The organism is Methylomonas sp. MgM2 (genome assembly GCF_054172045.1).
This window is the reverse complement of sequence record NZ_JBSYXO010000005.1, coordinates 109,439-123,019: the sequence shown is the minus strand read 5'-3', so window position 1 is coordinate 123,019 and position 13,581 is coordinate 109,439. Positions and strand designations below refer to the sequence as shown.

12 protein-coding genes are annotated in these 13,581 nt (G+C 52.2%); 1 reads left to right on the top strand and 11 read right to left on the bottom strand.

What is annotated here, in order from left to right; genetic code table 11:
• Window positions 1–114: 114 nt before the first annotated feature.
• Window positions 115–1,881 carry a MobH family relaxase gene (mobH, locus tag ACW73I_RS06010; RefSeq protein ID WP_458028333.1) on the bottom strand — a complete coding sequence of 589 codons (1,767 nt, stop codon included), beginning with the start codon at window positions 1,879–1,881 and terminating at the stop codon, window positions 115–117.
• A 382-nt stretch (window positions 1,882–2,263) separates the two neighbouring features.
• Between mobH and ACW73I_RS06005 the strand changes: the two genes are divergently transcribed.
• Window positions 2,264–2,896, top strand: coding sequence for a hypothetical protein (locus ACW73I_RS06005; protein ID WP_458028332.1), 633 nt, complete (start codon window positions 2,264–2,266; stop codon window positions 2,894–2,896).
• Window positions 2,897–2,920: 24 nt separating this feature from the next.
• Here the strand turns inward: ACW73I_RS06005 and ACW73I_RS06000 are convergent, their stop codons facing one another.
• The 10 genes from ACW73I_RS06000 to ACW73I_RS05955 all read right to left on the bottom strand — a co-directional run bounded on the left by ACW73I_RS06000 (window position 2,921) and on the right by ACW73I_RS05955 (window position 13,580).
• The gene (locus tag ACW73I_RS06000) at window positions 2,921–3,769 is read right to left on the bottom strand and encodes a TIGR03758 family integrating conjugative element protein (RefSeq protein ID WP_458028331.1); all 849 of its coding nucleotides are present in this window, start codon (window positions 3,767–3,769) and stop codon (window positions 2,921–2,923) included.
• 6 nt (window positions 3,770–3,775) lie between these two features.
• Complete coding sequence (locus ACW73I_RS05995; RefSeq protein WP_458028330.1) at window positions 3,776–4,231, bottom strand: hypothetical protein; 456 nt, start codon at window positions 4,229–4,231, stop codon at window positions 3,776–3,778.
• A 30-nt stretch (window positions 4,232–4,261) separates the two neighbouring features.
• A complete protein-coding gene (locus ACW73I_RS05990; protein ID WP_458028329.1) occupies window positions 4,262–5,782 on the bottom strand; it encodes a conjugal transfer protein TraG N-terminal domain-containing protein in 1,521 nt (506 codons plus the stop codon).
• Window positions 5,779–6,027, bottom strand: a complete 249-nt coding sequence (locus tag ACW73I_RS05985; RefSeq protein ID WP_458028328.1) for a hypothetical protein — start codon at window positions 6,025–6,027, stop codon at window positions 5,779–5,781. Before ACW73I_RS05985 ends, ACW73I_RS05990 begins: the two co-directional genes overlap by 4 nt.
• 134 nt (window positions 6,028–6,161) lie before the next feature.
• A complete protein-coding gene (locus ACW73I_RS05980; RefSeq protein ID WP_458028327.1) occupies window positions 6,162–7,523 on the bottom strand; it encodes an integrating conjugative element protein in 1,362 nt (453 codons plus the stop codon).
• Between the two features lie 11 nt (window positions 7,524–7,534).
• Window positions 7,535–8,431: a TIGR03756 family integrating conjugative element protein gene (locus ACW73I_RS05975; protein ID WP_458028326.1), complete on the bottom strand. Its 897-nt coding sequence runs from the start codon at window positions 8,429–8,431 to the stop codon at window positions 7,535–7,537.
• Window positions 8,428–8,916 (bottom strand): TIGR03757 family integrating conjugative element protein, encoded by a 489-nt coding sequence (locus tag ACW73I_RS05970; RefSeq protein WP_458028325.1) that lies wholly within the window; start codon window positions 8,914–8,916, stop codon window positions 8,428–8,430. The genes ACW73I_RS05975 and ACW73I_RS05970 overlap by 4 nt, the downstream gene beginning before the upstream one ends.
• Before the next feature lie 5 nt (window positions 8,917–8,921).
• On the bottom strand, window positions 8,922–11,732 hold the full coding sequence (locus tag ACW73I_RS05965) for a conjugative transfer ATPase (RefSeq protein ID WP_458028324.1): 2,811 nt from the start codon (window positions 11,730–11,732) through the stop codon (window positions 8,922–8,924).
• Complete coding sequence (locus ACW73I_RS05960) at window positions 11,732–12,190, bottom strand: TIGR03751 family conjugal transfer lipoprotein (RefSeq protein WP_458028323.1); 459 nt, start codon at window positions 12,188–12,190, stop codon at window positions 11,732–11,734. Before ACW73I_RS05960 ends, ACW73I_RS05965 begins: the two co-directional genes overlap by 1 nt.
• Window positions 12,177–13,580 carry a TIGR03752 family integrating conjugative element protein gene (locus ACW73I_RS05955; RefSeq protein WP_458028322.1) on the bottom strand — a complete coding sequence of 468 codons (1,404 nt, stop codon included), beginning with the start codon at window positions 13,578–13,580 and terminating at the stop codon, window positions 12,177–12,179. Before ACW73I_RS05955 ends, ACW73I_RS05960 begins: the two co-directional genes overlap by 14 nt.
• Between the last annotated feature and the right edge of the window lies 1 nt (window position 13,581).

Genomic DNA, 13,581 nt, shown 5'->3' with positions numbered 1-13,581 from the left:
TCACTGAAAATTTAAAACACTTTAGCGCTTTAGCCATTTATCTCACTGCCTCTGAATCGTTACCAATACACTGAGAGATTACAAATCCCAATAAGATAATTCATTACTCTGAAATCAGGGCGCTTTTTGCAAATGCGGATTGCTGGCCGGTGCTGATCCAGCACCGAACACAATTGTAATATCTTCAAACAGAATAGCATTGACGGTAGTTGATTTACTGGCGCCGCTGACCTGATATTTCACGACATTCAAACCCAGCCCGTCTCTGACATGCCAGTTCTTTTTCAAGACTTTTTTCTGGATATCTAACCAATTTGAGGAATCACCTTCTTTAAACACCGCATAATCCTGGAAAATGCCGGGTGTCATTAAGGCAACTCCTTCTTTGACCGCATGCACGCGGGCTTTGGGTTGATTGGTTTTGATAATGCCTTGGCGAATACCGTTTTGTAGCCATGCAAAAAAGCCATCGACCGGACCGGTTGATTCTTTTGAGGAGTCAGCGCTATTGGTTTGCTCAGAGGAATCTGTATCGGGATGCCTGCGAGAGAACGGCTCGTTACCGGTTTTAGGACTAGGCACCAGAATGTTCCCCTCATTTGAATCTATTTCCGCATTGTCGCTTTCAATGTTCTCCACAGCCAAAGTTGAAAAAGGTGTGGGTTGTGAATCGATTGGGGTTACGTCGGTTGTTTGGTCGTCTACTGACGGCTTGCTTTCAATGACACTGATGCCGCCTTCAAACGGCTCAGGCCTTCGCGCCGGATTGGTCCAAATTTTGGCCAGTGGAATTTTGATCAGGGTCAATTCGTTACACCAACCCTCGCCTGATATGCGTGCCGTCCAGATAGCTTTGTCACCGTTAGGGATGAGCACCGCATGTTCCTGCCATAGATCGAATAGCCGGCTATTTTTCGTCGGAATCCCGGCATGGCCTTCGCGGGTCAAATGTTCCCGAACCGCATCCACGGTTCTTTTGCTGACCATCCAGCAATATTCGCCTTGTATCCATCCAGCGGCGCCGTTTCGGTTCAATGGCAAGGTTCCTTCCGCCAATAAATACCGCAAGGCGGTCAGCATTTTCTCATGCAGGGGTATGGTTTTCACGGCAGGCATGCGCCTGTCATCGGCACCTAAATTGGCCGCCACGGATTGGCTATCAGCGATGCTGACGATCTGGCCCAGACTTCCGGCATTTTCAAGATCGCCGGAAACACTGGCCAACCAGCGAGCAAAAATGCCACGATCGCTGGTTAACCAGCGCATCCCCTGTGGTGGAATGATTTTGTTGGTCAATAAAGGTGTGGCTTTTTCATGCAGCCGATAGAGCCGATTAGGCAAAAACTCAGCAATATAACCAATGCCTTGCTCGTCCATAAACTGATTCCAGGGATCCCATGTTTGTGCTTGGCGATTTAGATCAAATAGAGTGACGGCTTGATCGACCGCCACTTTAGCCAAGTCATGACACAATGCCGCCAAAAAAACTGCATAGGTCCATAAATCTTGTTTTGCCGATATCTCTTCAGCCCCACCTGTTTCGGACAATAAATAAGACCGGCGCACTTTCAGTGCAACCACACTGACTTCCAAAGTATGCATCAACATACCGCCAGGGCCTGCATGATGATGTACTTCGGAAGCGGGCAATTGTTGAACGAAACGGGCAAAGCGTTGAATTGCGGTTAAATAAAAGCAGTTGAAAGGCTCTTTGGCCAAACCTGCCAATTCTTCAATTTGAACCAAAAAACAGTGATGAGGTGTCAATAGTTCGTCCGCAGTTTGTATCGGCAACAAATGAGGAATCTCGCTCAACCCATCAAGTTGCCGCGCGGCAGGTAGCTTTTTGATCGGTTGCTTAAACCACCCCAGTTTTAGCATCAGAAGTGCTCGCAGCTTTCGAAACCAACGCAAATCGAGATAACGGTTTTATTGAATTCAAGCGTTTTTGTCATGCTCATATCGAATCGATCGGATAGGCCCGATATTGAGCCCAGCGTAACTCAACGATTCACCATGATAATGAATACCAATCGCTGCGCGATAGCAAAAACACTAAGTTTGGCGTTTAGATTTTTTGATGAACGTGCTTAGCTTCCGATCTGGAATGCTTAAACCCGAGTTAACGATAGACAGCAAATACATTCTTTTGCTAGGCTAGATCAAATCAACTGATCCAGACCGTTATCTTTGCTCTTAAGCAAACCTGGACCCGCTACTGCAAATCTCATAAGCGCCTGCATTTTTTACATCGGAGGGCATTATGGAAACATATTTATTCATCTTGGCCATTGTTTTACCCCTCTGTCTGCTGACGGCGGTTTATCGATTGAACACCGTGCTTAGCAACATGCAACGGAATAGCCACACGGCATTTTTCACTGACAAGGCGTTGTTCTGGCTAAATAGTGTCGGCAAGTGGCTGACGCTTTTCGGCGGCATAGCGACTTTCCCGCTGGTGATGGGATTGATTTTCGATGCCGGCAACAGCATCAAATGGATTGTCAATCTGGGTATTGCCGGTTGTCTTTCTATGATAGTTGCAGTCAGTCTATTGATCCCGACCCTGCTGGGATTGGGTATCACCCGGCGCATTCAATGCAAATTGCTGATCGGCGCCATTCACCGAGTGATATTGAAACATGCAAGGCAATTGATTAGGAATAAAGTAGCCTTTTGGTGTGCAGGAACCTTACTTATAGCAGTCATACTGTTCGCACCCATCATCGAACAGTTGGCGAGTGGCTTTGTTTATCTTATCGGGTTTATTTTAGTTATTCGGATAGGCTTGGTAGATAAAGTTGAACAGGATTTCGAGGCTAAATGGGGAGGCACCGCCTACAATTACGCTACTGGAAAATGGGATGATGGTTATCGGGAAGGTGGTCTTTATTGACCACTTCCAGATTTGGCAGGAAGTCTACGTCATAAAAATAAACATCAGTAACAGCATCACGGCGCTCGCTCTGAAAATATTGGTCTGCATCCCCATCATCGAGATACCATTATCGCCCCATAATTTGAATTGTCCCCAGGTCACAAAGGCCATCCATAAAAACAGCAGAATGGCGATGATCGATTGAATCGCCGTTTTGATATTCTGAAAGCTTATGCCCCCAGCGCCAGAGGCAAGAGCGGTCGAAGGCGATGTCTGAGGTTGACCGGCGTGTGGATTTTGAATTCCGCTAACACCATTGCCGCCAGAAGTCGTATTGCCTGTAATCGCTGCGATGTTAAAGCCATTAAAAGCCGCAATATACTGGGTAATTGCAGTGTGATTGGCATCACTGGGCACCACGGTGCCATTGGATTTTAAAAACGATTGAAGCCCACCTACCCCCACCAAATGAGCGCCTGCCAACAGACCTGATTCTGTCATCAGAATGCCACCGATTGTTTGGCCCACGTAACTGTCCAAACCTAAGGTTTGTATGCTGCGCCATTGTCTACTGTTGTAATCGCTGATGGCTTGCGTTTGCCCGGCGGCATTGGCCAAAAAATCGGCTTTACTGTAAATACCGTCCTTGCCTGTCCAGACACCCTGCCAATCGTTGACGTTAGGCGTCGAATCTTGTTGATAGTACCCCGCATCGATCAAAGCGCTTTCGCCCATTTGATAGCTGCCTAAAAAACCGTATGAATTCACACTGGTTGGGTTGTTACCGGACTCTTTTGCGCTCAGCGCAGCCAAGTAATCGCTGTATTCGGATGCCGCCCACACCAGTGTTGAAAGCAATATCCCCAACACGAACATTCGCCTGGCATTCATAACCGATCACTCCGGATCGGACTCAACGGCTAATAACCGCTCTGCCCGATAGCGAAAATAAAGTCCCTTGACCTGCGACGGGCAGCACAAAGGATCGTTCGGACCGCTAATCCTGGTTTCGACTACCAGCGTGCGATCCGGCTTTACCGGTCCAAATCCAATGACCATGCCTTGAACTGGAACCGTGACGAGAACTTTCATGTGCCCTGCCCGGTTCGCTAAGATACTCAACTGATTGCGCCAATAGGTCGACCCGATGATCGTCCACAACACGGCCTTTTCAAGGCCTGCCACACGATCATCGAGTTCCACCGGCAGAATTTGCTGTATTTGCACGCCTTCATTAATGGCCACCTGTTGCTTCAGCAACGCTTCGAGCGAAGGATCATTGGCTTCCGCCCGAGTCATGGACAGTTTTACAATGAGGACCAAGATAAAACAGAATCCCGACTTAATATTCATAAACACATCTCGTGGATAATCTAATGACAGCTATTTGATAATTTTTCCACCTGCTTTCGCTACGACAGCGCCTCCCGCCATCCCTGCTGCGCCAGCGTTGTCTCTCATCCGGTGTACACTGCTCATCATTTCACTCCCAACCCGATACCCCGCCCATCCCAGCACGCCCGACCAAAACAGCGGCACCACCACAAACATTCCAGCAGTCACAAAATCTACCACCATTGATACGATGAGATTGTTTTGGCTGGCGGCATCTTGCAGTTGAAACCAAGCGGGTTGGATGGCGGTTAACAAATGATTGTCCAACCAGTGGGCAACGGCCCACAACACGGTCCAGAACTTGACGGAAAACACGACAATGGACATAAGCACCACCTTGCTGATGTCGTACGCTGAAAACAGAAAATAAAACGGCATCAAGCCGTAAATCAGCATCAGAATCGCCGCTTGGATGATGGGCGCAGCCGCTTTCATCATGTACATCGCCGGATAAAAGGACATTGCTTCGACCAGGCTACCCAACGTGGCGGCGACGGAATTACCGACATTGGCCATACTGGGATCGTTGTACTGATTGAGATCGCGCAGGCCATTGAAGTACCCTTCCTCGCGTGCGATCAGCGTTTTCAGCGCGATATCTTCGACGGCTTGTTTGGACTTGCCGGCTAAAGCAGCGACTGTGGTTTTAAAATCGGTCAGATAAGAGACGTCGATCTGGCCAATTAACGCATCTCGCAAGCCGATGTTGTTGACATGCCCTTGTCCGGTCCACCATTGCGCACAGGTCGGCTTGCCGTCCTTAGGCAGATACACTGCCGGGTTATATTCCATATCGCGGTTTTTGTCGTAACGAAATCCCGGCATGTTGGTACTGGCGCGCAGGGTTTGATAAGCCCCGTTCAGCATAAAAGTCGAACCCAACCAGCCTACATCGTCAGATGCGAGATTGTTCGGCAAGCTTTGGGCATTATCCAAAAACGCTGCCATGGCGGGCGCATAGCAATCGTTAAAAAATAAGCGGGTCTGCTGTCTCAACTGCGGGTCTTTGATGCGGGCGTTGCTGATTTTAAAAGAAGTCAACCGCAGATCGGCACTGCAGGGGATGCCGACAATCGCCGCATCATCGATACCGCCGGTCACCGCCAATACCCCGTACCACCAGATCGGAATCTTGGCACTGACGCCACCCAAAGCCGCCTGGGTAAACGTGCTGTCATAAGTGGTCCCGGTGTTACCTCCTGCGACGGCTTTGCCATTCGCGCAGGCTTTGCTGACGCTTAAGCCGGTGGTTTGAATGGTCAAAACCGGCTGAACCGCCAACACAATTACCGTAAACATACTGATAAGATCGATCTCGATCCTGCGTAACGAGGTGCTGGAGGCATCCTTGGCTTCCTGACTTTTGATGGGTTCTGCGATATTGCGCAGCAACATGGCAATAAACGGTAAATAGGCCAGGCCGGTTTGCACCAGAATGTCCCACAACAGGCCATACAGCGACCAGCCAAACTGGGTCAGATAGATTTCCAAATAACTGGATACGCTCATGTCGACCAGCCCCCCATCTCTACCAGTGTCCGGGCAAAGCCCAGCCACAGCGTTTGGCAAAACAGAGCCTCCATCACCAACAGCCACACCGCCATCCGCCAACGATAGGCTTTAAGACTGGCCGTTTGTTCGAGAGTCAAACCAACCCAATCGGCATACTCATCCGTAAAAACCGACCAGCCGCCGATCAACAATAAAAATAACGACAGCCGCCACAGGGTGAGGCCAAGCTTACTGGCTTCCATGGCACATGCCAGGCTGTCCCAGCTGGAAAAGATTTGTGAGAACAGTAAGACCAGCACAACAACAGCCGCTGTGACGACAAAAAGCACGCGAACAAACCCATCACTGCGACGGTTATCTGGTTGTCGATTACCCCTCATGGCGTGATGGCCCCATCTTGCAAGATCGCTTCATCGGAACCGGCGGAACGCTGATAGGCCCGGCCGCGTTCGGTCTGTCGCCGTTGTAAAGCCAATAACAAAGCAGAGGTTTTCGAGGCCAGTTCGTTATGAATTTTCCGTTCGAACAACACATCATCGATATCACGATCTAGCTGGTCAATGGACGCTTGAATGGCCGTCGTAGCCTCGGTGGCACTAAGATTGGGTTCGCGACTGGCGGTTAGCAACAGGCGCCGAATCAACATGCCTTTTTCCACGGTGCGGGTCATTGCAGCCTCCGAAGCCAGCTTGCTGACAGCCACCACTCGTTCGGAAGGTTTCAGGGTTTTGATTGCGGCAATGACATCGCCGTTAATCAACACGGCATCGCTGGAAACGTTTTCCAGATTAGCCAGCGTCGCTCGGGTTTTGCCGGACACCAAATCGGTTAAATCCTTTTGAATACTCTGCATGTCTTTTTCGACTTTGGGCAAAAGACCATATCCAGGAATGGTTTCAACCGGATGATTGTCGTGGGTACGGATATGGACGTCACCCAACACATCGACCGCCCATTGCGAGGCCTTGCCCGGATCGGCGAACACTTCCACCAGCCGCGGCGTACTTTTTGACTTTTTAGGTGCCGAGCTGTCATTGGCCTGACGATTCAAAGTCAGGTTATAACCAGCCGTTACGCTATCATGGGTCACCTGGATAGCCGCTTGTTTTACCCCACCGGCTTTTTTACCGCCTATCCACGGAATACCGTTCTGGCCATTGGCTTTTTGCACGTTTTGCTTGGCCTGCACGACATCGACTTTAGCACTGCCGTAGCCATTTTTGCCCATCTGGACTTTCCAATCGATTATTTTCGATAAATCGCCCCAATCGGCATAGGGGTTTTGGCCTTGGCGAATTTCTTGTTCATAGTCTTCGCAGGTCTTGTTGGCCAGTGCAATCACCGCTTCCGCCCGGATCACGGCATTTTGGAACAAATCATACAATCCCGGATCGATGCGCTGTAACACTAAAGCCGGTAAACCGCCAATAGCCGCTTGCACCGCGCCGACCGCACCGTTGATTAGATTGTTGCCGGTTTGTTGCAAGCCATTGAGCAGATTCGCCACACCTAGGGTAGGATCAAAATTTCCGCAGCTGTAACCCAAACCGTATTCAAGCGCACCGTTGATGGCGTAGGTATTGACTTGGGTATTGGCCGGCACCGAAATCGAGCGAGCACCGCCTATTTCATAGTAAAAATCGCTGTTATCGCTATTGGCCAACGGGACCGCACCCAGCGGCGCATTGAAGACCATCATTGAGCCGAGTATGGATAGATGAACGATCGCTAATCGCATGGCCATTCTGCTCAATTGGTCACGGTAGGACTGGGATACGGCATGAAATCGATCACGATCAACGCACCGGCTTTGACTTCACAACAGGTATAGGGGCGCCAGAGTGCGTGCGTGTAAGTCCCGTCTTCTGCCACGCGACCGCCACCCCAGCCGCGAATATCCAGCACATCGTTGACGCCGAACAGTAAGCATTGCTCCAATTTCGGCGCGGTCGGTTGCCACCAGCCGGCTTCATTACTGTTCTCGATCAGGCTGCCGGGTGACCAGGTGAGTTTTTGATCATCGACAAACAAGCGTTGTCCCAGGATACTGCGATACAGGTGCGGCTGGCCATCGCGGGTAATAATGTCACCCACTCGCTGCGCCACCACCGCGGCCGCCTTGGGGGCTTCCGCTTGTAAAGTCCAGCCGGTTCGCGGATAAACATGCCCCCAATGGTTGAGCGGCCAACGCCCGATTTCCCGAAGTCCCGGCACCCAGGCGACCGGATTTAGTGCATCCAGACCGCCCCAACGCCAGGAAGGTTTATCGAGATTGGACACAAAGTAAGGCGAACCCGCCGAGGTATTGGACGGGCAATAAAGCCGTCCAGTCAAAGGATGACCCACCGCCACCGCATCCTGTTGAATCAGGTTGTTGTGATTACGATTGTGGGTATCGCTGCGCCGCCGATCTTCAACCCGTTCTATGCCTTGCGGATTGGTCACTTTCACCAATACATCCGGATTGAAATGACCGATTTTCGGGGTAATGTCGATATCGCAGCCATACGGCGTGCAGAGTATCCAGATGCAGACCCCAACCACTCGTAACTGGATGCAATCGTCAGCAAGTGCCGAGCCACTCAACAGCACCGTGATACTGATGGCGATTACGTACCTGTTAATCCGAAATGACCGCTGATTCATTGGCCTAAACCGCTTTGCCACTGTCGATAGAAACCCAGGGCCTGCTGCAAGTCGGTGACGCCATAGACAACCGCTTGTCCTTGATCGAATAACACGGCAGGATAGCGATCGACCTGGTATTGAATGGCGACGAACAGACCTTGATACGCGGCTATCAACCGCTGTTGCAACGCTTGCCGGCCATACTGTTGCATGCGTTGTTCCAGCGTGCGTTTGGCTGCTTCCTGATTGGCCGGTAAATTTTGGCTTAAATCTGCAAACAACTGTTTGGGCGCATCCAGATTGTAGAGTTTGACGTCGTAGCCTTGTTGACGCAGATTCGCCAGCCCTATCACCCTACCCGCATCACTGACGATTACTTCAATCACGGGTTTATCCTGAGCACTCGGGAGTTCCTGGGCGACTGTCGACAAAGCGCAGACCATCAGCAGTCCCATGCTTAGGCCTCTACCGATCTTTGAAATTGAGTATATTGAGCCGTTCATGATGGTCATCCACGCATCCGGCTGAGTTCTTCAGCCACCACATTCACGGCTTCCAACTCGGAACAGCCCTTTTCCTGCATGATCTGGTGCCGACGCGCTTTTTCGTCTTTTTCGGTCATAGCCAAAGCCAGAGCCAACGGCGGCGGCACGTTCCGTAATAGCAAGGCCCGTTCATCGGTCAGTACTACGCCTTCGGTATACTGTTTGGGCGATTTGCGCGTTGCCAGCAACATCGCCTTTTGTTCGGCGCTCAAATCCTTGAAGCGGCTAATCTGTTCCACCTCCTCCTTGGGCATCACCAGACACAGCCACCATTCCAGCATATTCAGCATGCGTTTACTGGCATGTGGAAAATCGTCCAGGTTTTGGGTAGCGATCCAGAACCAGGCTCCGAGCTTGCGCCACATTTTGACGATCTTGATGACATAGGGCGATAACAACGGATTCGTCGTTATGATATGGCCTTCATCGGTGATCACCAGTGTCGGACGGGCATCGTTTTGATGGCGTTCCACACAATCGTGGATATGATTCATCAGGCCGATATATGCCACCGTCAATTGGTCTTCGTAACCTTCCCGGGCTAAAATCCCCATATCGACGATGGTCACATCTACCGCGGGCCAGCGGCTGCCGGGCCGGTTAAAAAAATGTCCGGCCAAACCATGACAAAACAAACTCATGCCGTCGGCCATTTCCACCGCCCGCTCCTGCCGTTGTGCCGACAACCCCGGCAAATCGCGCAAGGCTTGAGAGACATCTTGCGTCAACACCTGCTCACGGCCAGCGTCGAATACCGTTTTCGCCGCCCGTAAAATGGCATTGCGTATCAGCAAGCGGTCGGCCCGAGTCATGCGCTCATCTTCGCGCGAATCGCCGCCGGTAATCATGATGCGGCTGGCAATTTCCATTTCCCCCAGCAAATCGCGCGCGGCATCATCGCTATCCGGGTCGTCCTCTGCCTCACTGTCGTCTTCCTGTTCATCGCCATCGACTGTTTCGTTGTCCAGTTCATCGCTCAGCCAGTCAGTATTTTCATTATGAGCTGAACTGCCAACAGTTTGTGACCGCTGGTCCAGCAGCTTTAAGGCATCACTGAACGGAGGCAAACTGACATCGACATTCGGCGCCAGGGTCACTTGATTCAGACTGACGCCGTGCGCGTGCAGATACTGCCCCAACAGCCCAAAGGAATTGCCGGCCTCGATGATAAAAATCCGCGGCCGATAAATGGCCATCATCTGTAAAATCAAATACACCAAGGTTGCCGACTTTCCGGCCCCGGTAGGACCAATGATCAGGGCATGCCCGTTCTTTTTGCGGTCCTCGCTGTGTAAAGGATCGAACACTAACGGTTCGGCGCCGCGATTGAAAAACACAAAGCCCGGATGGCCGGTGCCGGTACTGCGGCCATAAACCGGCGCCAGATTGGCGGCATGTTTGGAAAACATCAGCCTCGAGCGCCGGGCTTCGCGTTGATCATGCACCGCGCAGTAAGCCATGGGCAGATTACGTAGATAACTGTCCAGCGCCAGCACATCGTCGGCTTCCCGGATCGGTTGCAGACCATTGGCCAGCAACAAGGAATGCACCTGGTTGATGTGTTGGTGCAAGGCCGCTTCGGTATCGCCTCGTACATAAAAGGCTAGTTGCACCGGAAACAATTTATTGTGGCGGGCGATCTCCATCTGCGCCTTATCGGCATCGCGCGCCGCCAGTTTGGCTTCTGGATAATCGCCCACCGCACCACGCTGGACTTGCGCCAAGTGGTTACGCACGGCATCCTGGGCTTTGACGGTGAGGGTCATGCTCAACACGGTGTTTTCCGGCATCCGGTCGAACAGGGCAAAGCGATGCTCCCCGACCTGGCGTTCGGCACCGAATAAACCAGTCGCCGGGATATGACGTAACCCCTGCACGGTGATGACTTTATGCGGTAGGCCATCAAACCACCAGTGACCGCGCTGGGCATCGGAATGCGGCATGCCCAACATCAAGCGCTCGGCAAAGTCATGCCCGAACGGCATGTCGCCATCCCCGGGATAAGGCGCCAGTTTTAACAGGGCTTCCGTGTCACCATCCGTGATCACAGGCTTGGGATTGAACCAGCGGAACAGCCAGTCATAGAGATCCTGCCCGGTGCAGCGGCTGGACCGGATACCGGCGGTCAATAACGCCGTCGTCAATTTATCCGCCACATCGTTGAGCTCATCCGCCGGCGAGATGTGATAATCAGCATACGCGGGCCGACCGACTTTTCGCCGCCTATATAAGGTCGCTCTAACTATGCGTCGTTGACCACGCCACGGGCCACCGGTGACTAATTGATCGTCAAACAATCCGCCGTTGCGAGAGATGGCTGCCAGATGCTGTTCCAACACGTTAAAGTAGCTTTCGCTGAATCGGCTACGGCGGGCACGCGGCTGGGCATAGCGGCGAATCTCTTCGACCAGATCGGTAAGATGGGGTTCATCCTGCACGAATAACTGCAGGATCCAGGGATTTTCTAGCTCTTCGGGTAACGAAATCAATGCCGTTTGCAGTTTATCTCGCAGATCGCTTAAGAACACCTCGCTGCGAGCATCTGTTCCGACGGTGTGAATCCGAAAAAGTGCACCGACACTGTAACCGTCATCGAGCAAAAAACATTGGGAAGCCGGCAGGTATTCCAGCCAGGGCAGCAAATTGGTAAACGAGGTCGGCCGTTCGTATGCTTGGCGGATGCGCCGTTCGGTGGGCGGTTTGTCGGTGGCCCGGCGTTGATAGTGCTCGAAATCCCTCTGTTGCCGGGTCAGTAATGTTCTAAACCAAGCCATCAGTAACCCGCCTCTGCTTCGCCCGGCAAGGCGAACTCGATCGTCTCATAAAAACTGAAGCCGGTGGCGTAGCCCGGGACCGGTGTCTGTCCATCGCGACTGAGATGCGGAAACACATACAAAATCAGGGTGGGATTTTTCAGCCGGGGAAACTGCTGCTGAAGACCCTGTTTGGCAGCCTGTATATAAGGTGCTGAACCTAGAATTCTATCCGTGTCTACACGTTCTTTCGGAAGTTCGCTCGTTATCTCATTCGAACGGTAAGGCTTGATCGAAGCCGAAAGCACGGACTCAGCGGCATCGCCCGAAAGTTTGGGAAAATGCCGTTGATACACTTCTTTCATGGTCGGCCCGTCCTGCGGCAGGATACTTTCTTTATCGCCGGTGGCACAGCCGCTGAGTAAACCAAGCATAGATACGGCCAACAAACCAACTGAAAAACGCTTAATCCAGCTCATCTTCCACCTCGTTTTCGGCCAAGTCGTACTGGGTTTTGCGGCCGTTGTGTTCATAATCGATCGGCAAGGCCACATCGATATGCACCGCCAGTTCCGAACCGGTATCGACATACACCACATCAAACGATTGTGCGGCGCGCTCGCGTAAATACTCGCCGATTTCCGCGGCCCCGCCGGCCAAAGCTTTGCCGCCGGCATACTGCGCCGCATCGCCTGTGATCACCGACGTCGCCACACCCTGGGCGGCCGAAATGCTGTTAGTCACCTGGCTCTGACTGAATGCGCCGGCGGCGGCTTCGGCGGCCGAGGCCAGTATGCGTCCGGACAAATAGCTGGCGGCGTTGCTTATGCGAGTGCCGGTCACGCACGGAATCCCGCGCCGATCTGAAATCCAGCCCAAGGTGCGCGATGCATTATTAGTCCCTGTGCCTGAGAATTGTTTATCCCGGCTCAGACTATTGTCGTCAGACGACACAGTGCGTATTGTGCCGTCGGCAAAGACATAAGTCGCCGACACTACTTCGCCGCGCACACACGATAAGGTCCAGTCGCCGGCGGCTTTGCCGCTGAAAACAATCCCGTCCAAGCCGGGCATTTCGATGCCGTTGGCAGCCAAATTATCGCGGCCGACGATCACTTTGAACGGAAACGGATCTTCGATCGTGCCTTTAATGGGGATTCTGCCAATCAAGGCGGTCATGCCGGTAGCGCCGATTAACGTGGCATTACGCGGTACGGTATAGACCGGGCGATCCGGTTCGGTTAAGGCGCTTGCTGATTCTGTGAGATAGGCTTCTGTAGTGCCTGCAGCTTGTTGACCACCGTGCAACAAACGCTCTGCGCTATCGGCAGCATTCTGAAGTATCGGTTGGTTTTTGTCGTCACTCGTGGTGCCCAAGGGTTCGATCCAGATTAACGGGGATTCGAATGCCAGCAAACCGTCGTCAGCGCTGATGCCAAAACCGATCGGAATATCATTACCGGACTCCGCCAGCCTTTGACTGGCTGAAATACTCAGTTGATCCAGCCGGCTTTTAAAATAGTCGACTTGCTGCGCCAGCTGGCTGACCGCTTCATTGGCCTGTTGCTGGGCATCCTGGGCCAGTTGCGATTGCAGTTCGGCTTTGACTCGAGTCTCGATTTCATCGCGCTGTTTGAGCAAGGCCTCATTTTGCATCTGCAATTTTTCGCTTTCGCTTTTGATATTGGCGACTTCGGCGGTCAGTGTGCGTATGGTGTCGGCCGGTGAATCTACATCCGGACGACTGACTTGCGGTACCGCGGCCAGGTGCACCGGCTCCGAGGCTTGCCGGCTGGTCTTGACGCCGACCACCACCATCATGACTAAGATAAGCCCGGCAATGATGGGTAATAGCCGGTTCGCGCCCATC